Annotated in this window: 29 protein-coding genes and 2 tRNA genes; 16 read left to right on the top strand and 15 right to left on the bottom strand. The window is 38.9% G+C overall.

The genetic code is table 11. From position 1 onward, the window contains the following. Nucleotides 1–95 precede the first annotated feature (95 nt). The 8 genes from V470_02285 to V470_02250 all read right to left on the bottom strand — a co-directional run bounded on the left by V470_02285 (nt 96) and on the right by V470_02250 (nt 6,826). On the bottom strand, nt 96–887 hold the full coding sequence (locus V470_02285; protein AHZ47271.1) for a hypothetical protein: 792 nt from the start codon (nt 885–887) through the stop codon (nt 96–98). 73 nt (nt 888–960) lie between these two features. Then, complete coding sequence (locus V470_02280; GenBank protein AHZ47270.1) at nt 961–2,757, bottom strand: oligoendopeptidase F; 1,797 nt, start codon at nt 2,755–2,757, stop codon at nt 961–963. A 10-nt stretch (nt 2,758–2,767) separates the two neighbouring features. Then, nucleotides 2,768–3,511 carry a 16S rRNA methyltransferase gene (locus V470_02275; GenBank protein ID AHZ47269.1) on the bottom strand — a complete coding sequence of 248 codons (744 nt, stop codon included), beginning with the start codon at nt 3,509–3,511 and terminating at the stop codon, nt 2,768–2,770. A gap of 1 nt (nt 3,512) precedes the next feature. Continuing rightward, a complete protein-coding gene (locus V470_02270; protein AHZ47268.1) occupies nt 3,513–4,463 on the bottom strand; it encodes a ribosomal protein L11 methyltransferase in 951 nt (316 codons plus the stop codon). After that, nucleotides 4,442–4,843 (bottom strand): hypothetical protein, encoded by a 402-nt coding sequence (locus V470_02265; protein ID AHZ47267.1) that lies wholly within the window; start codon nt 4,841–4,843, stop codon nt 4,442–4,444. Before V470_02265 ends, V470_02270 begins: the two co-directional genes overlap by 22 nt. Then, the gene (locus V470_02260) at nt 4,840–5,268 is read right to left on the bottom strand and encodes a DNA mismatch repair protein MutT (GenBank protein AHZ47266.1); all 429 of its coding nucleotides are present in this window, start codon (nt 5,266–5,268) and stop codon (nt 4,840–4,842) included. Before V470_02260 ends, V470_02265 begins: the two co-directional genes overlap by 4 nt. 1 nt (nt 5,269) lies before the next feature. Continuing rightward, nucleotides 5,270–6,337 (bottom strand): peptidase M50, encoded by a 1,068-nt coding sequence (locus V470_02255; GenBank protein AHZ47265.1) that lies wholly within the window; start codon nt 6,335–6,337, stop codon nt 5,270–5,272. Between the two features lie 18 nt (nt 6,338–6,355). After that, complete coding sequence (locus V470_02250; GenBank protein ID AHZ47264.1) at nt 6,356–6,826, bottom strand: hypothetical protein; 471 nt, start codon at nt 6,824–6,826, stop codon at nt 6,356–6,358. Nucleotides 6,827–6,941: 115 nt separating this feature from the next. On the opposite strand from V470_02250, the gene V470_02245 reads away from it, so the two are divergent. The 5 genes from V470_02245 to V470_02225 all read left to right on the top strand — a co-directional run bounded on the left by V470_02245 (nt 6,942) and on the right by V470_02225 (nt 9,931). After that, nucleotides 6,942–8,213, top strand: coding sequence for a recombinase RarA (locus V470_02245; GenBank protein AHZ47263.1), 1,272 nt, complete (start codon nt 6,942–6,944; stop codon nt 8,211–8,213). A gap of 263 nt (nt 8,214–8,476) precedes the next feature. Further along, nucleotides 8,477–8,549: transfer RNA gene (locus V470_02240), tRNA-Lys, on the top strand. 57 nt (nt 8,550–8,606) lie between these two features. Next, nucleotides 8,607–9,062: an XRE family transcriptional regulator gene (locus V470_10550; GenBank protein ID AJZ74443.1), complete on the top strand. Its 456-nt coding sequence runs from the start codon at nt 8,607–8,609 to the stop codon at nt 9,060–9,062. A 218-nt stretch (nt 9,063–9,280) separates the two neighbouring features. Continuing rightward, the gene (locus V470_02230) at nt 9,281–9,796 is read left to right on the top strand and encodes a membrane protein (protein AHZ47261.1); all 516 of its coding nucleotides are present in this window, start codon (nt 9,281–9,283) and stop codon (nt 9,794–9,796) included. A gap of 62 nt (nt 9,797–9,858) precedes the next feature. Next, a tRNA-Lys gene (locus V470_02225) sits at nt 9,859–9,931 on the top strand. A gap of 140 nt (nt 9,932–10,071) precedes the next feature. Here the strand turns inward: V470_02225 and V470_02220 are convergent. Next, a complete protein-coding gene (locus V470_02220; GenBank protein AHZ47260.1) occupies nt 10,072–11,160 on the bottom strand; it encodes a membrane protein in 1,089 nt (362 codons plus the stop codon). A gap of 9 nt (nt 11,161–11,169) precedes the next feature. Next, a complete protein-coding gene (locus tag V470_02215; protein AHZ47259.1) occupies nt 11,170–12,459 on the bottom strand; it encodes a membrane protein in 1,290 nt (429 codons plus the stop codon). 657 nt (nt 12,460–13,116) lie between these two features. Here V470_02215 and V470_02210 point away from each other — a divergent pair. The 4 genes from V470_02210 (at nt 13,117) to V470_02195 (ending at nt 16,362) form a co-directional block, all read left to right on the top strand. Then, the gene (locus tag V470_02210; GenBank protein ID AHZ47258.1) at nt 13,117–13,548 is read left to right on the top strand and encodes a transcriptional regulator; all 432 of its coding nucleotides are present in this window, start codon (nt 13,117–13,119) and stop codon (nt 13,546–13,548) included. A 91-nt stretch (nt 13,549–13,639) separates the two neighbouring features. After that, a complete protein-coding gene (locus V470_02205; GenBank protein AHZ47257.1) occupies nt 13,640–14,644 on the top strand; it encodes an oxidoreductase in 1,005 nt (334 codons plus the stop codon). Between the two features lie 13 nt (nt 14,645–14,657). After that, nucleotides 14,658–15,494 (top strand): alpha/beta hydrolase, encoded by an 837-nt coding sequence (locus V470_02200; GenBank protein ID AHZ47256.1) that lies wholly within the window; start codon nt 14,658–14,660, stop codon nt 15,492–15,494. 1 nt (nt 15,495) lies between these two features. After that, a complete protein-coding gene (locus V470_02195; GenBank protein AHZ47255.1) occupies nt 15,496–16,362 on the top strand; it encodes a dehydrogenase in 867 nt (288 codons plus the stop codon). Between the two features lie 137 nt (nt 16,363–16,499). On the opposite strand, the gene V470_02190 is transcribed toward V470_02195, so the two are convergent. Continuing rightward, complete coding sequence (locus V470_02190; GenBank protein ID AHZ47254.1) at nt 16,500–17,981, bottom strand: aspartate aminotransferase; 1,482 nt, start codon at nt 17,979–17,981, stop codon at nt 16,500–16,502. A gap of 296 nt (nt 17,982–18,277) precedes the next feature. Between V470_02190 and V470_02185 the strand changes: the two genes are divergently transcribed. The 5 genes from V470_02185 (at nt 18,278) to V470_02165 (ending at nt 20,198) form a co-directional block, all read left to right on the top strand. Beyond that, the gene (locus V470_02185; protein ID AHZ47253.1) at nt 18,278–18,514 is read left to right on the top strand and encodes a membrane protein; all 237 of its coding nucleotides are present in this window, start codon (nt 18,278–18,280) and stop codon (nt 18,512–18,514) included. A 98-nt stretch (nt 18,515–18,612) separates the two neighbouring features. Next, complete coding sequence (locus V470_02180) at nt 18,613–19,176, top strand: membrane protein (GenBank protein AHZ47252.1); 564 nt, start codon at nt 18,613–18,615, stop codon at nt 19,174–19,176. A 10-nt stretch (nt 19,177–19,186) separates the two neighbouring features. Further along, the gene (locus V470_02175; GenBank protein ID AHZ47251.1) at nt 19,187–19,357 is read left to right on the top strand and encodes a membrane protein; all 171 of its coding nucleotides are present in this window, start codon (nt 19,187–19,189) and stop codon (nt 19,355–19,357) included. Nucleotides 19,358–19,368: 11 nt separating this feature from the next. Then, nucleotides 19,369–19,953 (top strand): general stress protein, encoded by a 585-nt coding sequence (locus tag V470_02170; GenBank protein AHZ47250.1) that lies wholly within the window; start codon nt 19,369–19,371, stop codon nt 19,951–19,953. A 41-nt stretch (nt 19,954–19,994) separates the two neighbouring features. Then, nucleotides 19,995–20,198 carry a hypothetical protein gene (locus V470_02165; protein ID AHZ47249.1) on the top strand — a complete coding sequence of 68 codons (204 nt, stop codon included), beginning with the start codon at nt 19,995–19,997 and terminating at the stop codon, nt 20,196–20,198. A gap of 216 nt (nt 20,199–20,414) precedes the next feature. Here the strand turns inward: V470_02165 and V470_02160 are convergent, their stop codons facing one another. The 3 genes from V470_02160 to V470_02150 all read right to left on the bottom strand — a co-directional run bounded on the left by V470_02160 (nt 20,415) and on the right by V470_02150 (nt 22,090). Beyond that, the gene (locus V470_02160) at nt 20,415–20,936 is read right to left on the bottom strand and encodes a hypothetical protein (GenBank protein AHZ47248.1); all 522 of its coding nucleotides are present in this window, start codon (nt 20,934–20,936) and stop codon (nt 20,415–20,417) included. Nucleotides 20,937–21,006: 70 nt separating this feature from the next. After that, nucleotides 21,007–21,537, bottom strand: coding sequence for a thiol-disulfide isomerase (locus tag V470_10545; GenBank protein AJZ74442.1), 531 nt, complete (start codon nt 21,535–21,537; stop codon nt 21,007–21,009). Nucleotides 21,538–21,634: 97 nt separating this feature from the next. Further along, the gene (locus tag V470_02150) at nt 21,635–22,090 is read right to left on the bottom strand and encodes a GNAT family acetyltransferase (GenBank protein AHZ47246.1); all 456 of its coding nucleotides are present in this window, start codon (nt 22,088–22,090) and stop codon (nt 21,635–21,637) included. Nucleotides 22,091–22,159: 69 nt separating this feature from the next. Between V470_02150 and V470_02145 the strand changes: the two genes are divergently transcribed. Next, nucleotides 22,160–22,822, top strand: coding sequence for a peptidase (locus tag V470_02145; GenBank protein AHZ47245.1), 663 nt, complete (start codon nt 22,160–22,162; stop codon nt 22,820–22,822). Here the strand turns inward: V470_02145 and V470_02140 are convergent. After that, a complete protein-coding gene (locus tag V470_02140) occupies nt 22,811–23,317 on the bottom strand; it encodes a hypothetical protein (GenBank protein ID AHZ47244.2) in 507 nt (168 codons plus the stop codon). The two genes, V470_02145 and V470_02140, sit on opposite strands and share 12 nt — an antisense overlap. Nucleotides 23,318–23,344: 27 nt before the next feature. Between V470_02140 and V470_02135 the strand changes: the two genes are divergently transcribed. Continuing rightward, on the top strand, nt 23,345–24,244 hold the full coding sequence (locus V470_02135; protein AHZ47243.1) for a transcriptional regulator: 900 nt from the start codon (nt 23,345–23,347) through the stop codon (nt 24,242–24,244). The last annotated feature ends 83 nt before the right edge of the window (nt 24,245–24,327 follow it).

The raw sequence follows: 24,327 nt of genomic DNA, 5'->3' as shown, positions 1-24,327 counted from the left end.
TTCAAACTATGTATTAGTCTATCAAAAGAAGGAAAGGGTTTCAAGAAAATTGACTGGAAAATTTTATTGAAATTCATAGAACTATTCGCTATTTTCTAGTATTGAAAAGACTGGATTGCTTCTTTCAAGTCATCTTGTAAACTATTTCTCTGGTCAAGTTGAACATAGACTTCCAACAAACAGGATCTGAAGTTGGAAAATTTATAAAAATCTTCCCTCTCTTCTATTGGAAAATCAACCGTTTTTATCCAAGAAGCTACTTGTTGTTGCCCTAATTTCCCTTGCAAAATGGGTTCATAAAGTACTCTCGCTAACCGCCAATCCTCATCATTTGTAAAACGAATGGTAATTCTTTTAAATAGTTGACCCAGTACATCAAATACTTCAGAAACTCTGTTACTAGGAAAATCTGGATGACAAACGACTTCAGTCAAGAGATCCGCTCCATGCGCAAAAGCGTGAACCCAACCATACTGACTTGAAAAACCTGTCGTATCCTTTTCTTTTTTAAGGTAATACAAACCTTGAGATAGCATAGCATTTCTTATATCAGTTTTTAAACCTTTATAGAAAAGAGAGTGTTCGTTACCATCCGCAGACAAGAGATTGGCATAAATTAGCGCCCTAAAAGAACGTTCAAGTGTTGACAGGCCTATCTTATCAATCTCTTTATCTAGTCCTCCATCAGATGAGACCACCTCAGCAATGAAATGAAATTGATCCTGTGTAAATAGCTCTTCCTGAATCCCTCTAGCCAAACTAGTAAAAACCAATTCATCACGAATCTCTGGATTGGGATCCCCTATGTGATCAAGTAACCACTGGAGTTCTTCTTGACGATAGCTCGGTTTTTCTTCTGCTATTTTTCTAAGTAACTCTTGATACATGGTCAATACCTCTACATTTCTAGTAACTTATCAAAAAGCCATTCTCTGTTCATATCCTTATCCTAAATCCTCTTTACTCCCCCAACTCCGCACTGTAGGCGATAATCTGGTCAACTGTATCAGACAGAAACTGAATCGTATCACGGAGTGGTTTATCTGTTGAAATATCCGCTCCGATAATCATGGCTGACTCAAGTGGTGTCTTGCTACCACCTGATTTAAGGAGATTGAGCCAATCTTCAGCTCCAGTTTCTGAATGTTTCAAATGAAGGTACCCCGCAGTCGAGATAACAAGTCCAGCTGAGTAGGTGTAACTATACAATCCCATGTAATAGTGAGCTTGGCGCATCCAAGTCAGAGCTGCATCATCATCAATCTCAATGGCATCTCCCCAGAAATCCGTCAAGACTTCCTTCATAATGCTGTTGAGCTTGTTTGCTCCAAAGGTCTCCCCTTCTTCAATCAATGTATAAACCTTACGCTGGAAGGCTGCTTCCAAGAGGTGGGTGATGAAATTATGGAAGTAGGTGTCTGTCAAGCGATGAGCAAGAGCGAAGCGTTTTTGACGTGGATCATCAGACTGGTGCTCCAAGTAGTCACTGAGAAGCAATTCATTGAAGGTTGATGGCGCTTCGACATAGTAAGTAGACATGTGGGCATTGAAGTAGCTTTGGTGATTATCTGAAAAGATGAATTGACCAGAATGCCCGATTTCATGAATCAAGGTATAAACATCGCTCAAACGACCAGTCCAGCTCATGAGGACATAAGGGTGCACGCGATATGGATCCGCCGCATACCCGCCAGAATCCTTGCCACTATTAGCAGCGAAGTCCACCCAGCGTTCTTCTTGATAGCGCGCAACTTCCTGACAATATTCTTGTCCCAAAGGTTCTACTGACTTCATGACCAAATCATAGGCGTCATCAATAGTCACTTCAGGATTCAGGGCGCTGTCCAAGTCCAATTTCCAGTCTGCAAAGGTCATCTTTTCAAGACCATTCACCTTGGCAACATGCTTGAGGTATCTCTGAGCAACTGGCGCAAAATCCTTCATGATGAGGTCAATCTGGCGGTCAAACATGGCACGGTCAACTTCTTGCTCAGCTAGGAGATAATCAAAGACTGAGTCATAGCCCTTCATATCAGCCAATAGTTTTTCAGACTTAACTTGGGCTAAATAGGCTGCAGCTGCCGTATTTTGATGCTTACGGAGTCCCTCTGAGAAGGAGCGGAAAGATTTCTCACGAACCTCAGCGTCCTCGTGGTTTTGGTAGAAATTCTCATAGGTAACAAAGCTGTTTTTATAGGTCTTGCCATGGGCTTCAAAGTCAGCCATTTCAAAGTCCCCAGCTCGCATCTTAGTGTAAATGTCCTGTGGACTGTAGAAAACTTCTCCCAGATTTGTCAAAGCTTTCTCCACATCAGCCCCTAGGTAGTGGGCTTTTTTGATTTTGGCCTGACGAATGGCTGCCGTCAAGTGAGGCAATTTACCCAAACGGTCCAATACCTCGTCGTCTGCAGCCACCAAGGCGTCGTCAAAGAAGGTCAAGGCTACGCTGGCATCAGTTTCAAATTCCATCCCAGCCTGGGCAATATTGGCAAATTCTTCATTGCTATAATCTGTCGTCTGAGGCATAAAGGCGTAATTGCCGATATGGCTCATCTGGATATAGATTTGTTCCAATTCCGTAAAGGCCTTCTCAAAATCCTCAAAAGTATGAAGATTGCCCTTGTAATCACGGCTAAATTGATTGATGTCTTCGCGCGTTTTCTCGATTGCACGCAAGAAATCCTCACGGTCTTGGTATAGGGCTGTTAAGTCCCAAAGTTCCTTTTCTGGAAATTCTGAACGGTGTTTTTGTTCCATTTTCTTCCTCTTATTTCTCTAATTCTACTAAAACACTAAGGGCTGATAAGGCGTAAAGTGGTGCTGTTTCAGCTCGCAAGATGCGAGGACCAAGCCCTGCCAAGACTGCTCCTTTAGCTTCAAAACTTTCAATTTCTACTGGTGAGAGACCGCCTTCTGGACCAAAGATAAAGAGCAATTTAGCTCCTTTTTCAAGGCCAGTGACTGCTTGTAAGAGCGCAGCGGCTTCTCCCTCTTTTGCTGATTCTTCATAGGCCACTACAATAGAGTCAAACTGGTCAAACTGAGCTAGAAAATCTGCTTTTTTCTCGAAAAGCTGAATACTTGGAACGATATTACGCTTGCTTTGTTCGGCTGCTCCAAGGGCGATTTTTTCTAGTTTTTCGACTTTCTTGCCTAGTTTCTTGCCATCCCACTTGGCAACGGACCAGTCGGCAGGGAAGGCCCAGATTTGACTGGCTCCCAGCTCCGTCACTTTTTGAGTGATGAACTCTAGCTTGTCTCCCTTGGGAAATCCTGATGCGATGGTCACTTGGATTGGCAGTTCCACATTGTCAACTAATTCTTCAACCAACTCAAACTGACGCGCTTCCACATCTATCACGCGCGCCAAACGCTTGACGCCATCATCAAAGACCAAGGTAACTTCATCATTTTCTTTTAAGCGCATGACCTGAAACATATGCTTGCTGGTTTCCTTGTCCCCGATAGTCACTGGAGAGATAGCACTGCCTTTTACAAAATACTGTTGCATGCTAGCCTCCAATCACACCTGAAATATCCTTAGTCTTCTTGAAGACACAGGCATTCCATTCCCCTTGAATCATGTGGGTTTCAAGGAAAAAACCAGCTGACTCAGCCGACTCGCGCACCATGTCCCACTTGTCCTTGATAATCCCACTCATGATCAGGTAGCCTTCATCCTTGACCAAACGATAAGCATCCTCTGTCAGATGAATGAGAATATCCGCTAAGATATTAGCCACAATGACATCTGCTTCAATCTCCACACCCTTGAGCAAATCTCCAGCAGCAACATGGATATTTTCCATGCCAGGGTTGAGCTCAATATTTTCCTGAGCCACACGAACTGCCACATCATCTAGGTCATAGGCGAAAATTTCCTTGGCACCAAGCAGCGAGCTGGCAATAGAGAGAACACCTGAACCTGTCCCCACATCGATTACTGTCTCACCACCACGAAGAACCTGCTCCAAAGCAAAAAGGCTCATCTTAGTCGTTGGGTGGGTTCCAGTTCCGAAGGCCATACCAGGATCCAGCTTGATAATCTTTTCTCCCGTAGTCGCCTCATAGTCCGTCCAAGACGGCACAATGGTCAAATCATGAGTAATGCGAGCTGGTTCATAGTATTTCTTCCAGTTATCTGCCCAGTCTTCCTCAGCCAAGGCAGTCGTCCCCATCTTGACCTCACCCAAATCCATAAAGTCTGTCAATTCTGCTAGACGAGCCTGCAAATCTGCCTCAACCACTGCCACATCAACCGTTTCAGGATAGTAGGCTGTCACCACGACTTCCTCTTGTTGCTCAACCTCTGGGAAAATTTCACCAAAACGATCCACATTTCCCACATAATCCATGCTGTCTTCGATCGCAACACCTTGCGCCCCCAGCTCAATCAGGAGGTTGGAGACCAGCTCCTCTCCCTCACGCTTCACTGTAACTTTTAACTCTTGCCATGTTTCCATTTTGAATCTTCCTTATTTTTCTTAAATTCTTCAATCACATCTGTATAGTGTTCTTTCATTGCGCTATGAATCTGCTGTTTAAAAATACCAAACGTAAGATAATAAACAAATAGAACAATTCCTGCAAGCAGTATCAAAAATAAAAAATATACTGAAAATGAAAGTGGTTGAGTATTCTCAACTTGTAAAGACAGAACATACAGCAACCCCCAGATAAGGGCCATAGAAATCCCTGCTACTTTAGTGCCACCTTCCCTTTGTTTTTTTAACTTTAAATATTCCATATAGATGAATGTAGCTTCTTCTCTAGAATATTGTCCAGTTTTTAGTTTGCGTTTAACTTCCTTATTTAACGTCGTTGTTGCAATTGCAAAAATCATTTTACTTCCTCCAAATATTCCCTCAATCTTCCTTGCAACTGAGGTACTGCCTGTTTAGAATTTAGAAATTCCTCAATTCTCATCAACTTGTAGCCCTGTCCTTCGTCGCCAAAGACAATATTGTCAAATTGTTCTTGACTTAGTTGACCAACCATAAAGACAGACTGCTGACCTTCAAAAAGCATACTTGGATAAACCTTACTCCAAATCAGACAATCCTCAGTCAGATGAATTCCCAGTTCTTCAAAAACTTCACGCGCTGCGCACTCAAAAGGACTTTCATCCCCCTCTCGTCCACCACCTGGTAGTTCCCACATATTGGGCCAGGGAATACTTGCCTTATCATCGCGTAAGATAGTCAAGAGCTTATCCCCACAAAACAAAGCAATCTTACAGCCTGTGAAATCAGAAATCTCTATTTCCATATTAGACTCCTTCGGTTAATTCCTTTTCCAGCTCGGCTAACCAGTTTTGATAATAGCTTTTCTCATCCCGTAACATCCGGCTGCTATTCATTTTATGTCTAGCAATCTTCATAGCCTTGTGAGTTTGAACTACATCTTTCCTTACCTTAAATTGGTACCAAGCTTGAATGACCTGCATATCTGCTGTTTTTATAGATAGAAAGGATTTGACCCCTCGATTGCTTGCATATTCCTCTGCTTTCTCATAATCTCCTTCCAGCAAGGCAATTTGAAGAAGGTATAATTGGGAAAGAGTTTGAGACATCGGATTGTCTGTTTTCTCTAGCACAGACTGCAACTGTTGCTTTGCAAGTTCTATATTATCATCCAATATGAATACCAACCCCTGAAGAGTCTGAACACTTTCTGCAAAACTCCCTTTCGCATCCTCAGCAACAGGAATGATAAAGTCTTTTAAATCATATTCTTGAGGAGCTAGCAAGGTCTGGGCAGAATGCCTCAACATCAGGTAGGCGTATTTCGTATTTTCAGGGTGTTGTAGCAATTCCCATATTTTTGCTCCATCGGTGATGTCGACTGGCAAAATGTTATTTAGGAAGAAAGACAAATTAAGAAAAATCCAAGTCCCTGCAAAATACCAGCTTCTTGTCAAAAATCCAAACAATATCGCCAATAACATCAAGCTGAGATGAACCATCAAGCCTCCTGAAAGCATCAGGATGATTCTTTGATCGCTCTCATCCTCTTTTAAACCAATGTATTGAGCACCAACATTTTTCAGAATGGCTGTTCTACTAAGATGAAACCTGCCTGACTTTTTGGTCAAAATAAAATGTCCTAATCCAAAAGCCACCAGCCGATAGCCTGTCAAGTAGCCACAAAAAGCATGTCCCAGCTCATGAAGAATAAAGATTAAATACATACTTAAAAGAGCGAAGGCATAACCAAAAGTAAAGGCTAAAACTGCGGCATACCCCAACTCTGCAAATGCGATGGTTCCACAAGCAAAAGCTAGCATAATAAATACAAAAGCTAGCACATAGATCAAATAAGTCCCAATTTTCTTCATAAAACCTCCAACCAACTCCTAGTATCTCGGATAAGGATAAAATTCTCCCTCTTCCAAGCCTGCTTTCCCTTCTTCAAAGACTTCTTGGTTCCATTCCATGACAAATTCTTCTGCTTCTGGGTCTTCCAAAAAGTCCATGAGAGCATCTAGTCCAACCTCGGCAGTATCTTTAAGGAAAAGCGCAAAATAAGCTAAAAACTCGCGAGAGAAACCTTTCTTGGGTAGATAAGGGATAACTGTCAAATAGTCTTCCTCATTGACTGTTGACTTGGCAGGATTGTAAAAGAGTACCGCTTCTTCAAAAAGAATGTCGTCTGATGAGACCTCTCCATCCTCATCCAGCATCTCCACTCCAGCAGCATTTTGTGCTTCCAATAAAAAACTCACTTCAACTGCATGATTGCGCTTGTCCCAGCTAATCTCATAGTCAAATGGAAAGTTCTTGTCCAACTCTTCCTCTAAAACATCTAAAAATCCGTATGTTGCCATTTTGTCCTCTTTCTATGCGACTCTTAAATCGCCCCGATTACTCGGAATTATGCTAAAATAGATACTACCATCTTACCACATATACATCAGAAAATCCATGTTAGAAAGGACTGCTATGCCTGACAATCTCGCACTTCGCATGCGCCCAAAAACCATCGACCAGGTCATCGGTCAGAAGCATCTAGTCGGATCAGGAAAAATCATCCGCCGCATGGTGGAGGCCAACCGCCTGTCCTCCATGATTCTCTACGGACCTCCGGGTATCGGAAAGACCAGTATCGCCTCTGCCATCGCTGGAACGACCAAGTATGCCTTTCGGACCTTCAATGCGACTGTTGATAGTAAAAAGCGACTGCAAGAAATCGCTGAAGAGGCTAAATTCTCAGGTGGCCTTGTACTGCTACTAGACGAGATTCATCGTCTTGACAAGACTAAGCAAGACTTTCTTCTACCACTCTTAGAAAGTGGTCTGGTCATCATGATTGGTGCTACGACTGAAAATCCCTTCTTTTCTGTCACTCCTGCCATCCGTAGCCGTGTTCAAATTTTTGAGTTGGAACCTCTGTCTAACCAAGACGTCAAAGAGGCTCTTCAGATAGCTCTAACTGACCCTGAGCGTGGTTTTGATTTTCCAGTTGAGCTAGATGAGGATGCGCTGGATTTCATCGCAACTTCTACAAACGGAGATCTTCGCTCTGCCTTCAACTCACTTGACTTGGCTGTTCTTTCTACTCCCGAAAATGACAAGGGCATCCGTCATATCACTCTTGATATCATGGAAAACAGCCTGCAGAGGAGTTACATTACCATGGATAAGGATGGGGACGGTCACTACGATGTCCTTTCAGCACTGCAAAAGTCCATCCGTGGCTCGGATGTTGATGCCAGTCTCCACTACGCGGCCCGCTTGATTGAGGCTGGGGATCTGCCTAGTCTCGCTCGTCGCTTGACTGTTATTGCTTATGAAGATATCGGTTTGGCCAATCCTGAAGCTCAGATTCATACCGTAACTGCTCTAGATGCTGCTCAAAAGATTGGCTTTCCAGAAGCTCGCATTCTCATTGCCAATGTCGTGATTGATTTGGCCCTCTCTCCAAAATCCAACTCAGCCTATGTGGCCATGGACAAGGCCCTTGCTGATCTCAAAACATCAGGGCATTTGCCTATCCCTCGACACCTGCGCGATGGCCACTACAGTGGAAGCAAGGAACTAGGGAATGCGCAAAACTATCTCTATCCGCACAACTATCCTGGACACTGGGTCAAACAAGATTACTTGCCAGAAAAAATTCGAGATCATCACTACTTCTCTCCAGAAGATACTGGCAAGTACGAACGGGCCTTGGCGCAACGCAAGGAAACCATTGATAAATTACGGGACTTGTGAAATCCTTTTCAAAAAAATAAATTTTCCTCTTGATTTTTTTTGAAAAAGTGGTATCATATAAACATAGAAACGCTGTGGTGTACGACTTCACACTTAAGTGTTGACCGACTATTTTTTGTATTATTAGGGAAACAAAAGTCTTCTAACAGCATGTAGGCCGTCTCACACGGAAACAGCTTCAGTTAGAGCGAGTTGCCCACCTGCTTAATTGCGCGGGTTCAATACAAACCGTGAAGTTTCGGCACCAATACAGCTTTTTCTTTGCCTCCTTAGCTCAGTTGGTAGAGCAGTAGACTCTTAATCTATGGGTCGCAGGTTCGAGCCCTGCAGGGGGCATCTAAATACAACAGGAAAAGCCTTGGAATCAGGGCTTTTTTTGTGTCCTCCCTACTTATGTCCCATCAACAGATGCTCAAGATATATTTTGTGTGTAAAAAAATTCTTTTGCTCCTCTACGAAAAACAAAAAAGCTATCCTACCTTTGCAAATTTGGATAAGATAGCAGAATATTTTAATGCAACTCCAACCCAACTATTTGGAACGAGTAAAGAGATTGAGTTAGAAAAGAGTGTTCTTGAATCTAATGAATACTCTGATAAAGTAAGTGAGATTTTAAAAGCTGTCAAATACATCGAAGATTTTCTAGAAACTGATGGACAGTACTTAGAGGATTTACTTTACTTAACAAGAGGCAACCAACTATACACAGAAGATGGAGATGAGTTGTATATTGATCCAACTTCTCAGAAAAGAACACTTCATAACCAATATGAACCTGGTTTTATTGTAGCAAGGGATAAATCTCCACTAGAACTCTTAATTGAAAATAAGGAATTGTTTGATAAATAGAAAAAGCGAGGATAACCTCGCTTCAGATTGAAGTTAAAATCTTTAGAAGACACTTTTATAAGGACTTTGTCTTCAATCTGTGAAAAGGAGTGGAAACTCCTTTTCTTTTTGTAAGTCAGACTGAAACTTCCAAATTGTTTATTTATTTTATTGACATTTTCTATAAAAATAAGTATAATAGTTTTATTATCAGACTATACTATATAGGGGGTATTGAAATGAAATTTTCTAATCGTTTACTGCTATTCCTTGCAGGAGTTGTTTTTGTCCTTTTAGGACTTTTCCTATTTACAAACCCAGTAGCTAATCTTGTTGCTTACAGCTGGTGGATTGCATTTGGTTTACTGGTTTCTTCTATAGCAGCTATTTTAGGCTATTTCTCTGTACCAAAAGAGCTTCGCTCACCAGCTCATCTTTTCCAAGGGATTGTTAATCTTCTCTTAGCTCTTTACCTCGTTGCCTATGGCTTTGTGACGCTGCCAGTTGTCATTCCAACTATTTTAGGAATTTGGTTAATTGTAGAAGCCATTATAGCTTTCTTTAAAGGCAATCGTCTGGGATTGATTTTCCCTATTATTGGCAACCATATCATGTGGATAGCGTTGCTTGCATTTTTACTAGGTCTAGTGATTTTGTTCAATCCAGTAGCTACAAGTGTCTTTGTCGTTTATGTCGTTGCCTTTGCATTTTTAATTGTTGGTTTCACCTATATCCTTGATGCCTTTCGTAAATAATCTAGCTGCCATTTTGGGCATATTAAAATAGCTGGGAAGTTACATTCTCAGCTTTTTCTGTTGCCTCCTTAGCTCAGTTGGTAGAGCAGTAGACTCTTAAGCTATGGGGCGCAGGTTCGAGCCCTGCAGGGGGCACATCTAAATCAACAGAAATAAGCCTTGAAACCAAGGCTTTTTTTAACGTCTAATAGCTTTTTGTAGAAAAGTATTTAAAAATAAAAGAGAAGAGAATCTCTCACTCTCTTCTCAGTATATCTTATTAAATTTAGTTTTTCTTAATCTAGCTGATTTTCCTTTGCAACGACAAATTCTTTAACCAGTCGATAGATAACAGCAAATACGGGGGTAAAGAATATCATTCCAAGTAGTCCGAAAAGATTCCCTCCAATACTAGCAGCCGCAAGCGTGAAAATAGCTGGCAAACCAATAGACTGACCTACAACTCTAGGATAAATAAGGTTTCCTTCAATCAGCTGTATAACTTGATATAGAAGAAGAGAAAGTAAGGCTTGAGTAGGACTCACTGTGAAGATAAAAATCGCTCCCACAACACAAGCAATCATAGGCCCTACATAAGGAATGAACGATAGCACTCCTGCAAAGATACCTGTCATTACTCCATAGGGTATCCCAAACACGCTGTAACCAACCGCTATCATAACTCCTATGATAACTGCTTCAATCAGCTGACTCATCAAAAATTGGTCATAAGTCTCTAGTGCTACTTGTCCAATGTAAGTCAACTTTATCACCACCTTCTCTGGAAGAAAAACTTTTAGAAGTCGACTCGTCATCGCTGCCAAATGTTCCTTACTGGATAAAAATAAAAAGGTGAAGACTATAATCAAAAAGGCATTCATCAAACTTGAAAAAATATTGCCGATATTACTAGTCAGACCTGATAAAAAACCTATCAAAGCTTGGCTAATAGAACTAGATTGTCCCTGTATGCCTGATACGATAGTTGACAACATGTCTTTGGTTACAAATTCCGAGCTGCCTAGCAATTTCCCAAGTTGAGTAAGGACTGTTGAAAGGACTGTTCCCAGCTGACTAATAGTCTGGGCTAGGGTTGGCAGCACCAAAACCAAAAGAGCAATCACGATTAAGATAAGAGCTAGGAAAACAAGTACCATGGCAATCGGACGACGCAACTCTGCCTTTACCTTCAATTTAACTAAGTACTGTTCAATTTTTTTCATAGGAACATTAAGCACAAAAGCAATAACAGCACCATAAATCAAGGTTGATATTACATCAAAGAGAGAGATTGCTCCTGATATAAAGCTCGATGCATTCAGAATTACAAGAGCAACCAGCCCTATAAAAAGTATTAACGGGGTGTATTTTTTTACTAAGTTCATAAATTCTCCTTAATAAACATGTTTAGATACGACTATACTATTTGGTTTTTCAAACTCTCGATTAAGGTAGGCTTGGTAAGTTCCTGGAGCGATAAATCCTTTGGGTGAGAGGATATCGGTGCCAGCCTGACCGACTATGGTATCAGCCAAGAGCACACAGTTTGTAGATAAGACAAAGTAGGATTTAAACTTAGATTTGATAAATTTATAAAGTTCCCCATCTGTCTCATGTCTGATTTTATAAGCGTAGGTGTAGTCTTCCTTACCATCACCTGTCATGATTTTATCTGCACTTGGCTCCCATGGAATCGTCAGTTGTTTCAATTCAGCCAACTTTTTCTGAACTGCTTTTTCCATTTCAGGCGTCAAATCTATCCCATAACCAAAAAGCGTTTTTTGACTCTCACGTTTACATAGGTCAATGTACTTGTCACGATCACAGAAATATAAGACACCATCTCCTACCATGCCAAATAAGGTCTCAGAAGACGGATCATAGTTGCCATAAGAAATAACACGGCCTTGATAGCAGATATCCACATGACCAATTGCCGAAAACAGAGAGGTCTCAGCTGTATGAACAAAAATTTCAAGCTCCGCTGTCTTACCAGACTTCACCATTCCAAGATGGATATCCTCTCTCTCATCAGCATTTTCCTGCATGAATTTGTTGATTTTTGCTAAAGTTCTTGCAGGGATGAGAGCGGCTAGGACAATAGGTAAGCTAATTCTAATGCGACGTTTGAGATGGTTTTTCCCAATTTCCTCCTCAAACAAGAAACCATCACGGATATTGGACAGACCATAAAGGAAAAAATAAGCCCCTAATACAAAGAGTTGAAAGACAGAATTTCCTGTAGAGGACAAAAGACTAGTCCCACCAAGAAAAACTAGTACGAGTCCATCTAGTAAGAGACGAAAACGAGGTCGAATTTTGTTTTTGCGGTAGAGAACATAGGTGACAAGGTTAATACTAGCATGAAAAATCTGATAAACTCCAATCACAAGAGCCAAAATATAAATCGGCACATCCGTCGCAAGATTGGAGCCAAGCAAATATCCCAGCACTAACAATTTAACCAGTGCAACTCCCAAGGTGTCCGTTGACTGACTTTTTTTGAAAATACGTAATACTAAATCTAAGACCGTTGCTATCCAAGCTAAAAACAGAACCAGTCGAATAACCGTTACTGGCAACCAAGTCCCCGTGACCATCAAGATGAGACCTAGCAGAACAAACAAGAACCCCTGAGCAAGTAATTTCTTACCTGTCAGACCTAAAGATAGAATTTTCGCCATATAAAAACCTTTCAACAATAAAAATTAAACACTCCGATTAAACTGACTAGTAAATAGCCAACACTACAAACAGCCTGTGCCAGCAACATATGGTGACTAGAAATGACTGTAGTAATGTCACCATCTTGTCTTATGCCCTTCTAAAATTTGTTTTATTGATTCGAAAACAAAGCTAATAAAAATTAACTAAACTTGAGAGATAAGTACAATTGAGACGAAAAAATGTGTAACCAATACTACTTGTAAAGGTAAGAAAGTATTATTTCTATTCTATTAATGATTTATATACTATCTATTGTGACACAATACTCACTATAATTCAACATTTTACTAATTAAAAATTATAAAATAAGTTTCAAGTCCTCATAACGCTTTGAAAAGAACAAAAAAACGGAATGAAATAACATATAATTAGATTATGAAACAAAGTTTACTAGGCACAAACTAAGATATGTTTAATCAAGCAGAGAGGGGAGATTCTGTTTCTTTAAAACAAGTTTATCCTCCCATTTGATTATGAACTTTCTTACCAAACATCTCTAATCTGATGACACTCTTCAAAAAATTTTTTTTAATTTAAAACAAAAGTCTTGCTTTTCTTTTTATTTGTGCTATACTTGTTCTTGTATCAGATACAAGTTATCTAAAGGAGTTTATATGGATACGAAATTTTCAGTAGCCTTGCACATCCTAACCATGATTAGTGAAAGCAAGGATACCTTAAGTTCACAAGCACTGGCTGAGAGCGTCGGGACCAACGCTAGTTACATTCGAAAGGTGATTGCCTTATTGAAAAATGCAGATTTGATTCATTCCCAGCAAGGAAAAACAGGTTATCAACTCAGTAAGTCTCCAAAGAAAATGACTTTACTAGAGATCTACTATGCTACTCAAGAAATCAATCACATTAGTTTATTCCCTGTTCATCAAAATAGCAATCCTGATTGCCCTGTTGGAAAACATATCCAAGGAGCAGTTTCACCGCTTTTCGCTAGTGCCGAATCTCAATTAGAGAAGGAATTAGCAAATCAAACTTTAGAAGATGTCATTGACAATCTATATAAACAAGCCAAACAAGTCCGAAACTGATTTGATAACAAATCAGTTTTTACCTGAAACAACATATACTTGTATTAGATACAAGTATACTCAGTCGCGTTAAAAAAGAAAAGAGAAGACAATGAAAGCCGCACAACACACTACTTATAACAAAAATAATATCACACTGAACATAACAGAAATCGCTAAACCAAGTATCACAGACAAAGAAGTTTTAATCAAAGTCACCGCAGCTGGGGTTAATCCTCTCGATAACATGATCTCTCGTGGTGAAGTCAAGATGATTGTTCCTTACAAACTTCCTCAAACTGCAGGTAACGAAGTAGTTGGAATCGTTGAAAGCATTGGCAAGCAAGTTGACAACTTTCAGGTCGGAGATCGTGTATTTGGCCGTCTGCCACTTGATCATGTCGGCGCCTTTGCAGAATACCTAGCTGTCGATAGCCAAGCCTTAGCCAAGGTTCCAGACTATCTATCAGACGAGGAAGCTGCTGCTGTTCCTCTTACTGCCTTAACCATTATACAGGCTTTTGACCTCATGGGCGCTCAAGCTGGGAAAACAATCTTTATTTCTGGTGGTACTGGAGGAGTTGGTGGAATGGCCATTCCGATTGCCAAAGCAAAAGGTTTGAAAGTCATTACCAACGGTTCTGGAGATAGTGCAGAGCGTGTCTTGAAACTAGGAGCAGACCGCTTTATCGATTACAAAACAGAGGATTATACAAAAACTGTTAGCCAGGTTGATTATGTCCTCGATACTCTCGGTGGAGCTGAAACTGAAAAACAAATGTCTATCATGAAAAAAGGTGGTCATCTTGTTTCACTTCGTGCCATGCCAAACGCTGCCTTTGCCAAACGCATGAATCTGCCAAAATGGAAACAGATGATTCTTGGCTTAGCTGGTCGCAAATTTGATAAGATGGCTGACAAATACGGCGTTCACTACCATTTTATCTTTGTAGAAAGCAACGGCGCTCAATTACAAGAGGTAGCTGACCTCTTTAGTAAATTAGAAATCAAACCCTCTATCGATACAGTTTATCCATTTGAAGAAGTGAATAGCGCCTTAGACAAGGTCGCTAATGGTCGCTCGCGTGGAAAAACAGTCCTCAGCTTTAAGAAATAAAAAGGAAAACACAATGTCATATCTTACAACTAAAAATCAATACATCACTGTCCAAGGAAATCAAATTGCCTATCGCGAACTCAGTAAAGGCAAATCAAAACTACCTCTTCTGATGCTGGTCCATTTGGCAGCAACTCTAGATAACTGGGATCCAAGACTATTAGACTTGATTGCTGAAAAGCACCATGTCATTGTAGTCGATCTTCCTGGAGTAGGAGCCAGCCAGGGAAAAGTTGCTTCGACGATTCCTGGAATGGCTGAGCAGACAATTGCCTTTATTCAAGCCCTTGGTTACGATAAAATCAACCTCCTAGGTCTTTCAATGGGAGGTATGATTGCACAAGAAATCGTCAGAATCAAGCCTAATCTAGTCAACCGTCTCATCTTGGCAGGAACAGGACCTCGAGGTGGAAAAGAGATCGATAAGGTAACAGGGAAAACATTTAAGTATATGTTTAAAGCTGGACTCGAGCGCATCGACCCTAAACGCTATATCTTCTATAATCATGATAAACAAGGGAAAATTGAAGCTTTGAAAGTTCTAGGACGAATGGGTATGAGAACAAAGGAATTTGCGGATAAAGACATGAGTGTGCCTGGTTTCCTAACTCAACTCAAAGCTATTAAACGTTGGGGGAAAGATCCTCAAGACGATCTAACATTTATCACTCAACCAACCTTAATCGTCAACGGGGACAAGGATATGCAGGTTCCAACGGAAAATTCCTATGACATGCATGAGAAAATCGAAAATAGTAAGCTGATTATCTATCCAAATGCAGGGCACGGTTCGATCTTCCAATATGCAGACGAATTTTCAAAAGAACTCATTACTTTCTTGGAGGACTAAGATGGTCAAAACGATTCTGATTACAGGTGCTACTGACGGTATTGGGAAACATTTGGCAAAGAAACTGGCCAGTGAAGGTCATCAGATCATCCTCCATGGTCGAAACCCTCAAAAACTTGAGTTGGCGCTTCAAGAGGTTCGGGCAGTTTCCTTGAGAGGCAGAGTTTCTAGTTACCTTGCAGATTTTTCAAAATTAGACGATGTTTATCGATTTGTGGAAGAAATCAAGCGAGACTTTCAAAGTATCGATGTCTTGTTTAACAATGCAGGACTGTATGCAGGAAAAGAACGAAAAGCGAGTGCTGAAAATGTCGAGTTGACTTTTATGTTATCCGTTCTCATTCCCTATACGTTAACAACTGAGCTAAGCCCCTTGTTAGAAAAAGCGCCTGACGGTCGTATCATTAATACCTCCTCCTATATGCATCATTTTGCCAAGGTCAAGGATTTAGACTTTGGATTTGAGAACAATTATAATCCCGGATTGGCCTATAATAATTCTAAACTTTACACTATTTGGATGACACGCTATCTAGCCAGAAAGTTCTTCTTAAGAGGTTCAAACATCACCATCAATTCTTACCATCCAGGTTTAATTTCAACCAAATTGGGGAATGATTCCTGTGATGAAAAGACGAAAAAGTCTCTCTTCGGACGCTTGATGAAGTCATTTTCAAAAGATCTAGACGAGGGAATTAAAACAGGCTACTACCTCACCTTATCAGAAGAAATTACAGGTTTGACTGGCTACTATTTTGATGAAAAAAAAGTGAAGTCAGCTTCTGAAAAAGGATATAATTTTGAAAAAGCTCAAGATTTAATCACTTACTGTGACGATAAAATCAAATTGTTTCAAACCAAACAGTGAGTAGTCTGACTCTATTTTCCTTTAATGACTAAGTAAAGGTACTTCAAAACTAGTTGATTCTCAATGTAAAAGTTCGTGTAAGGAAAGAAACATCAACAGAAAAAGCCTTGATTTCAAGGCTTTTTTGTTAATCTTAGTTACTCGTCCAATCGAATAAACATCATTGCGTTAAGCAAAGAGATGAGAGCAACTGTATTGACATTATTAGAATAGATCAGTCTCTTATTTTCAATAGGAGGAATAATAAAATTAGAAATAATGATGTCGTATGGTGATTCTTTTAGAGAATCAAGTGATAACTCTAATTCACCCCAAACCTCCAGTTCAAAATTGTTACTACAATAGTAAGAAAGTGTCTCGGCTACTGATTTTGCATGATACTGATCAAAATTACTCATGACCAAAACCTTTAATTTAGGTTGATTTTGTAAAAGATTTAGCACCAAGTGTTTGCTATGAGTGATAAAAGTATAAGACAAATGATTGACCTTCATTGAATTACGATCCATATCCAAAGCCTCTAGATAATGTTCAATCCCTTCCTTCACCTCTGAAACAAAGCGAGGGAAAATATTTTGAAAGTTCTTGATTGTATTACCTTTTTGATCAAATAGGATAAACTCTGTCGATAATTCCTGGCGATGCAGATGTGCTGTATTATGCATATGCCAAATCAGATTATCTTTATTGTCTACTTGGAGATTATACTCTCTTGATACCTGATCTACTAGATCTCCCAATAACTGATACGATTTTTTCACATAGCTGTCTGTTTTTGCATGGTTGAGAAATACTTCTTCATCTATGAAAAACATTTTTTGAAAATAGGATACAAATAATTGACCGATCACTTCTTTATTCAGAGAGATATGATATTCAGAGTCAAAGCTCGCTACAATCTCGTCAATTCCTTCTGCCTGCATGAAAGATTCCAACAATTGGTTGTTAAAAGAATTTTTCTCAACTTCCAAGAAATGACCAAACTTAATGCGGTATAAATTTGTAACGAGGAGTAACTTTAACATTCGTTGAGTTGCGAAATTGACTGGAAATGCAGTTTCTTTATAGACCAGTGCCAACAGCTTACACAAGGGTTCTACTGAAAAATCTTCAAAAGGCCATTCAAGGAAATAATATTTCTCTGAAAAATACTGAGCAAAAAAGTAACGGATATCAATCTCATTTCCAGTGATTCGAACTGGATTGAGGCTTATTTCAAAACGATATTGTTTCTTAATAATTTTATTAATGTGACGGATGATACGATAAAGAGAGGAAGAACTGATATAAAACTCTCTGCAGATACTATCAGTATCACATCCTTCATTAAAGAAGACGAATTCTAAAATTGAAAAGTGGGTTGAATGCTTAAAAAAATGATGATAGACCATCTCAATATCACTATCATCAGTGTTAATGATACGGATGCCGTTTGTTGAGGAATGAAATATCAGGTCAGGAAAAGAAGATCTGACTTGGGACAAGTCATCTTTTACGGAACGTTCTGTACAGTGCAATAATTCTGCTAGTTCTGAAATATGAAACCAGCGTTTGTTTTCAAATAGTAATTCTAATAATTCTAATTGTCTATGACTTTTTTTCGATAATAAATCTCTCATGTATAACTTTTCTTTCTTTATAATAAACTAAATGATTGTCTTTCAATCTTCATGCAATTATACCACATAGAGTGTATTTATCCTCTTACAACGACTTTTGCTTGCGATGAAAAGACTCGCTTCATCACCTAGAAACTCAGTAGCATCAAGCTTTTCTTATTTATCCGTATCTAGAGTACATGTTTACAGTACGGTTTTTAAGACGAACTATTATGCTTCCAAGTTGAGATAGTATATAATTAGTTCAATCAAAGATGTTGATTCTTTGATTTAGAAATAGAAAAGGAGGATACACTATGTTGTGGTCCATTATTGTAGGAGGTCTTATTGGTCTCATCGCAGGTGCAATCACTAAAAAAGGTGGTTCAATGGGATTGATTGCAAATATCTTTGCAGGTCTTATCGGTTCATCTGTAGGGCAATCACTTCTAGGAAGCTGGGGACCTTCATTGGCTGGAATGGCTATTATTCCGTCAATCGTAGGTGCAGTGATTGTTGTTGCAGTCGTTTCATTTCTATTTGGTAAAAAATAAGCATTACCTAGTAGAACATTAAAAGTGATAAGCCATAATTTTGAATACTGTAGACGGGTAAAATTATGGTTTAAGCTTTTCATTTGAAAGGATTTAATATGTCAAAATCAAAGAAAATATTGTTACTTATTTTCTGTATCTTAATCTTGACTATTTTCCTTCCTATTCTCATAGATTATCATCAGGTCAGTGATTTAGGAATCCACTTATTCAGTTGGAGAGAACTCTACGCTGAATTCCTGATTGCTAGATATGTCTTTTGGGGGACACTTGTCCTATCTGTTTTAGTGTTAATTTCAATCTTAGTGATACTCTTTTATCCTAAACAATATCTAGAGATCCAATTAGAAACTCAAGAAGATACATTAAAACTAAAAAATTCAGCTATCGAAGGCTTTGTTCGATGTTTGGTTATTGATCATCAGTTGATGAAAGAACCAACGGTCCATGTAAATAGCCGCAAAAATAAATGTTTCGTTACTGTAGAAGGTAAAATTCTTCCTTCAGACAACATCTCAAATCGATGTCTAGTCATTCAGAATGAAATAACTCATGGATTAAAGCAGTTCTTTGGTATTGAACGTGAGGTAAAACTTGAAGTTAAAGTAAAAGAAGTTGAACCTCAAAAAACGACCAAAAAGACTGTTAGTCGTGTAAAGTAAGGAAGTAAAAATGGAATGGTTTAAAAAATATCAGTATCCAATTATTGCAGGTTTAGTAGGTGTCATTCTCGCTTGCTTTATCTTATCCTTTGGCTTTTTCAAAACACTATTTGTACTAATTTGTGGAGCCTTAGGAGCATTTGCAGGATACTATGTTAAGGAAAAATATTTAAATAAATAAAGGAGTCTCGTATGTCAAACGTAGATAAAAATGTAGAAAAAAAAGATGTCGCTGTTGTTTCTCAAGATGTTAAAGGGGAACTCACTTATGAGGATAAAGTAATCCAAAAAATCATTGGTCTTTCACTTGAAAAAGTACCTGGACTTTTGGATGTGGATGGAGGATTCTTCTCTAATCTAACAGAAAAAATTATCAATACAGATAATGTCACTCATGGTGTCAATGTTGAAGTTGGGAAAGAGCAAGTTGCAGTTGACTTGAACATTGTTGTTGAGTACCAAAAGAATGTCCCTGCTTTGTACAAAGAAATCAAAGATGTTGTCGTATCACAAGTTACAAAAATGACTGATCTAGAAGTAGTTGAAGTCAATGTGAATGTTGTTGATATCAAAACGAAGGAACAGCATGAAGCAGATTCAGTAAGCCTCCAAGACCGAGTAACTGACGTGGCTTCTTCAACAGGAGAATTTGCTTCAGAACAATTTGAAAAAGTGAAATCTGGTATCGGTTCAGGTGTTGCTGCTGTTCAAGAAAAAGTAGGCGAAGGTGTTGAAGCCGTTAAAGGCGAAACAAAGGAAAATGCTCGCGTACACTAATTCATCTAATCAAAATCAATCAATTTAAAGGAGGCAGAATCATGTCAACAGAAGAAAAATTAAACCAAGCAAAAGGTTCCATTAAAGAAGGTGTCGGCAAAATGATCGGCGATGAAAAAATGGAAAAAGAAGGAACAGCTGAAAAAGTTGTTTCTAAAGTAAAAGAAGTTGCTGAAGATGCAAAAGACGCTGTCGAAGGCGCTATTGAAGGTGTTAAAAACATGCTTCACAAAGATGAAAAATAAGGCTAAACGTTAATTGACCTTTTCATTATAGTAGTCAAAAAGAGGACCGTAAATGTCCTCTTTTTTTGTAGATCGGATTCTAAACACGCTTCCCAATTTTCGCTAAAAGGTATTGTCAACAGAAAAAGCCTTGGAATCAAGACTTTTTTGCTTGTTTAAAATAATAGCTCCTTTTAAAGATACAACATTTAAAAGGTTGCACACTACTAGACTGGCTTATTTATCCACCACCTGTGCTTCAAATTGGGCTGGTTTCTTGTCTACGTTGGTAATGGTTATCGTGTAGGGCTTGTTATTGGTGGCGTCAAATACTTTTTCACCTTGGTAACTCACAACAACTCCATCTTTTTCTAAATAAATATCTGGTTGATTGTTTGGAAGTTCTTCATCCTCCTCATCGAAACCATGGCTTTTTATAATTTTTTGTCCCTCTACTTCATAGTAAACATCACCATTACTCTCACTCCAAACACTAGAGCCAGTTAATTTAATTTTACTTGAATCATTTTTCTTCAAGATGAAGAGTGAATAGTATTCCAAATCTTGCGTTCTGGGATTTACTCTTAAATTGACGGATTGACCTGGTTGAAGAGTGTATTTGCCATAGTTCAAAACGGAAAAGACAAACCAAACTAATAGCAAACTATACAAGACTCCAATAATCATTCGTGAGCGCCTACTTTTAAAAAAACGTAAAAGTAACAGTAAAGAGACAATAAAGAGTAATTCTGTGAACATTCTTGTACCTCCTTTCTCATCTTCGTTGACATTCTAAACAAGATCTCGTGTTAGTTTCTCAATAGTGCCATCAACCATATAAAGTCTGATACATCTTATCTAGAAAAGCTTTCAACTCTTTTTGAACAATCTTTAACAAGCGTTCTTCTTCGGCTTGAGATATCGTCACACTTTCTTTATTTTGATTACTAATATAAGAATAGTAACTACGTTTTAGAGTAAATTGATGATCTAAAATATAGTAGGCATCTATTTTTTCCTCATTTACCATTGTTTCAAATAAAACCGAGACTTCATCCCTTCTAGGATTCGACATTTTCAAATCGATGTCTCCTTTTATCCCTATGGAGTCAATTCCTCCATCCAAGCGAATGGCACCGTCGGGAGGAACAATATAGCCAGCTTTTCGCATGTCAGACGCATATTTTCCTGACGCCGTTAAATGTTTTAAGACGGCTATAGTGTCCTTTTCTTCAAAGGAGGTCTTTAATTGGAACCGTTCTTGGTGGCTTTGATACTGAGAATAAAGAGTGATACCAACAACTAAGGCAAGTACAGAAGCGAGCAAGATTCGTATTTTTCTAGGTCTCGACGTGTTTATCTCCTCTATCTAAGAAATCATAGAAGTCTTGTTTCTAACTTTGAAAGAGAACTTCCTTTTCCTTAAAAATCCTTGGGACTCTAGCCCCCCGTGACTGTTATCTGCCCTTTTTCATGATGTATTTTCGTATAGGTACTTCAACCATTTGAACGGTTTCAAATCCTTCTTTTTGGTAAAGCTTGTAAGCTGTTTGATTTGCCTCGTAGACATTTAGAGAAATAGTGTCTATGTCTTCATTTTCAAAGGCCAAACTAACAAATTTCCTTAAAGCTTGGCTACCTAAGCCCTGCCCCTGTTTCTGGGGATTGATAAAAAATCTCCCGATATGAAGATTCCTGTCTTCTAGCCTGATTTTCTGGATAAGCCCCACAAACTCTTGTCCATCAAAGATTGAAAAGATTCCTTCCAAATCTTGCAAGATTTGAATTGTTAAGGGAAAAGGAATCATTGTTCCCATCCATTGTTCTTGAAAGGATTTGCCAAGGGAGTTAGACCATTGGCATACGAGCTGAGCATTTTCTATGCTCACATTTTCTTCAAAACGAATCATCATCTTGACCTCACCATCTTATCAATGTTTCTTTATTATACTACTTCTTCTATTTTTTACGAATAGATAAGTATGATTGATCTTTATTTTTTTCTTGTCGGGAGCATTCTCGCTTCCTTTCTCGGTTTAGTCATTGACCGTTTTCCTGAGCAATCCATTATCCGACCAGCTAGTCACTGCAATTCCTGTCAGACTCGCTTGCGTCCCTTAGATTTGATTCCTATCCTTTCGCAGGTCTTCAATCGCTTTCGCTGTCGCTACTGCAAGATTCGCTATCCATTCTGGTATGCCCTCTTTGAACTCGGCTTAGGAATCCTCTTTCTGACTTGGTCTTTGGGTTGGATTTCCTTTGGTCAAGTCATCCTAATCACTGCTGGCTTGACCCTAGGAATCTACGACTTTCGCCATCAGGAATATCCCTTAATGGTTTGGCTAACTTTCCACCTAATCCTCATGGCTTTCTGTGGTTGGAATCTGGTTATGGTCTTCTTTCTTGTCCTCGGAATCATGGCTCATTTTATTGATATCCGCATGGGCGCAGGGGATTTTCTCTTTCTGGCTTCTTGTGCGCTCGTCTTTAGCGTGACAGAATTACTCATCTTGGTCCAGTTTGCTTCTGTGGCAGGGATTTTAGCCTTTCTTTCGCAAAAGAAAAAGGAAAGACTGCCTTTCGTGCCTTTCCTCTTACTTGCTGCGACTATAATAATTTTCTATCAGTTCTTATTAGTTTGTTGAATTAGGAACCCAAAGCTCAACTTCTGCATCCATGGGATTACCGTTTAAAAGTATTTCTAAGATAATTCCATCATTGTAAAGCGAACTATATTCTCCCTCAAAAAAGTTATCCTCCAATTTATCAAACAAGAGTCTTGATTTATCACCACTGGCTGAGCTTACTAAATAATCTTTCTCTGGGACAAGAATGCTTTCGTAACCTGCCACAGCATTATTTGCCGCAACTCCTGCGTAGTATTGTATACCATCTTTATGAGGAACTATCAAAGCATAGCCTCTTTTATCTATGGAATGGGGCATCAATTTTCCTAGCATTCCTTCTTTAAATAACTGAGTATAGAGTGCCGTTTTCTCTTTAGAATAGTGATGTTCATGAACTGTAGTTCCTTCTATCAAAATACTCTTGCCAACTAAGGTAAACGATGGTTTAGTTTGATGTTTCATTATATGAACTCCTTTCTTTATGGTATAATCATAACAAAAGTAATATGACAACTATCTGTCATATTTAAGGAGAAAATTATGAAAATTGACCGTCAAATGGGGATTATTTCTCATTTAGTAAATAAACGAAAAACAACATCTAAAGAATTATCAGAACTTTTTAAAGTCAGCACCCGAACTATTATGAGAGATATTGATGATTTATCTCTTGCAGGCATTCCTCTCTATGTAATGAAAGGAAAAAATGGAGGCATTTTTCTTATGGAAGACTTCCAAACTGACAAACCTCCCCTGACCCAATCCGAACGGCTTTCAATCGAATCTGGTTTAAAAAGCCGTTATCAAGTATTGGAAGATGCCTCTACTTTCAATGCTATATTGAAATTAAATGCTACCAATACATACTCTGATTTCGAAATTGATTTATCTCTATCTCAAGGGAACTTGGAAATACGAACTTTGATTTTTAAGTTATTGGAAGCTATCAGAGGTAGAGTAAAAATAAAATTTTCCTATATTAATTCACAAGGACTGGTGAGTCAAAAAAATTGTGAGCCTTACCGTATTGTCTATAAGGACCGGAGTTGGTATATGGATGCCTACGATACTGAAAAAGCGCGTTTTTCTGTTTTTAAAGTTGCCAGAATTAGTGAACTTACTCTCTCTGATACTTTTTCAAAAAGACATTTTACACCACTTCCCTATGATGGTGGTACATGGATGAATGAAAACAAAGTACCTGTCATCCTGCATGTCCAGAAAATTGTTCTTGATCGATTTGTGGAACTCTTAGGCTATAATGCCATAAAACCTATTAATAGCGATATTTACGAGATTATTTATCCGTTAAACGACAATGATTGGGGATACAATACCTTGCTTGCTTTTGGAAAATACATCACTGTTATATCTCCTAAGCATTTCCTAAAACATTTCACCAACTATATAGATACCATTCATAAGCAATACCCAAACTAATATTCAACTGTCATTCATGAACTTATACCCTCAAAAGAAAAAGGAAAGACTTCCTTTTGTGCCTTTCCTCTTACTTGCTGCTT

The sequence above is a fragment of the Streptococcus sp. VT 162 genome (assembly GCA_000688775.2).
GTDB lineage: Bacteria > Bacillota > Bacilli > Lactobacillales > Streptococcaceae > Streptococcus.
This window is presented reverse-complemented; position numbering and strand designations above follow the sequence as displayed.

Bases quoted from the DNA above. Each gene is read 5' to 3' on its own strand.
- V470_02285 (AHZ47271.1), bottom strand. From the start codon at position 887: ATGTATCAAGAGTTACTTAGAAAAATAGCAGAAGAAAAACCGAGCTAT.
- V470_02280 (AHZ47270.1), bottom strand. From the start codon at position 2,757: ATGGAACAAAAACACCGTTCAGAATTTCCAGAAAAGGAACTTTGGGAC.
- V470_02275 (AHZ47269.1), bottom strand. From the start codon at position 3,511: ATGCAACAGTATTTTGTAAAAGGCAGTGCTATCTCTCCAGTGACTATC.
- V470_02270 (AHZ47268.1), bottom strand. From the start codon at position 4,463: ATGGAAACATGGCAAGAGTTAAAAGTTACAGTGAAGCGTGAGGGAGAG.
- V470_02265 (AHZ47267.1), bottom strand. From the start codon at position 4,843: ATGATTTTTGCAATTGCAACAACGACGTTAAATAAGGAAGTTAAACGC.
- V470_02260 (AHZ47266.1), bottom strand. From the start codon at position 5,268: ATGGAAATAGAGATTTCTGATTTCACAGGCTGTAAGATTGCTTTGTTT.
- V470_02255 (AHZ47265.1), bottom strand. From the start codon at position 6,337: ATGAAGAAAATTGGGACTTATTTGATCTATGTGCTAGCTTTTGTATTT.
- V470_02250 (AHZ47264.1), bottom strand. From the start codon at position 6,826: ATGGCAACATACGGATTTTTAGATGTTTTAGAGGAAGAGTTGGACAAG.
- V470_02245 (AHZ47263.1), top strand. From the start codon at position 6,942: ATGCCTGACAATCTCGCACTTCGCATGCGCCCAAAAACCATCGACCAG.
- V470_10550 (AJZ74443.1), top strand. From the start codon at position 8,607: ATGTCCCATCAACAGATGCTCAAGATATATTTTGTGTGTAAAAAAATT.
- V470_02230 (AHZ47261.1), top strand. From the start codon at position 9,281: ATGAAATTTTCTAATCGTTTACTGCTATTCCTTGCAGGAGTTGTTTTT.
- V470_02220 (AHZ47260.1), bottom strand. From the start codon at position 11,160: ATGAACTTAGTAAAAAAATACACCCCGTTAATACTTTTTATAGGGCTG.
- V470_02215 (AHZ47259.1), bottom strand. From the start codon at position 12,459: ATGGCGAAAATTCTATCTTTAGGTCTGACAGGTAAGAAATTACTTGCT.
- V470_02210 (AHZ47258.1), top strand. From the start codon at position 13,117: ATGGATACGAAATTTTCAGTAGCCTTGCACATCCTAACCATGATTAGT.
- V470_02205 (AHZ47257.1), top strand. From the start codon at position 13,640: ATGAAAGCCGCACAACACACTACTTATAACAAAAATAATATCACACTG.
- V470_02200 (AHZ47256.1), top strand. From the start codon at position 14,658: ATGTCATATCTTACAACTAAAAATCAATACATCACTGTCCAAGGAAAT.
- V470_02195 (AHZ47255.1), top strand. From the start codon at position 15,496: ATGGTCAAAACGATTCTGATTACAGGTGCTACTGACGGTATTGGGAAA.
- V470_02190 (AHZ47254.1), bottom strand. From the start codon at position 17,981: ATGAGAGATTTATTATCGAAAAAAAGTCATAGACAATTAGAATTATTA.
- V470_02185 (AHZ47253.1), top strand. From the start codon at position 18,278: ATGTTGTGGTCCATTATTGTAGGAGGTCTTATTGGTCTCATCGCAGGT.
- V470_02180 (AHZ47252.1), top strand. From the start codon at position 18,613: ATGTCAAAATCAAAGAAAATATTGTTACTTATTTTCTGTATCTTAATC.
- V470_02175 (AHZ47251.1), top strand. From the start codon at position 19,187: ATGGAATGGTTTAAAAAATATCAGTATCCAATTATTGCAGGTTTAGTA.
- V470_02170 (AHZ47250.1), top strand. From the start codon at position 19,369: ATGTCAAACGTAGATAAAAATGTAGAAAAAAAAGATGTCGCTGTTGTT.
- V470_02165 (AHZ47249.1), top strand. From the start codon at position 19,995: ATGTCAACAGAAGAAAAATTAAACCAAGCAAAAGGTTCCATTAAAGAA.
- V470_02160 (AHZ47248.1), bottom strand. From the start codon at position 20,936: ATGTTCACAGAATTACTCTTTATTGTCTCTTTACTGTTACTTTTACGT.
- V470_02150 (AHZ47246.1), bottom strand. From the start codon at position 22,090: ATGATGATTCGTTTTGAAGAAAATGTGAGCATAGAAAATGCTCAGCTC.
- V470_02145 (AHZ47245.1), top strand. From the start codon at position 22,160: ATGATTGATCTTTATTTTTTTCTTGTCGGGAGCATTCTCGCTTCCTTT.
- V470_02135 (AHZ47243.1), top strand. From the start codon at position 23,345: ATGAAAATTGACCGTCAAATGGGGATTATTTCTCATTTAGTAAATAAA.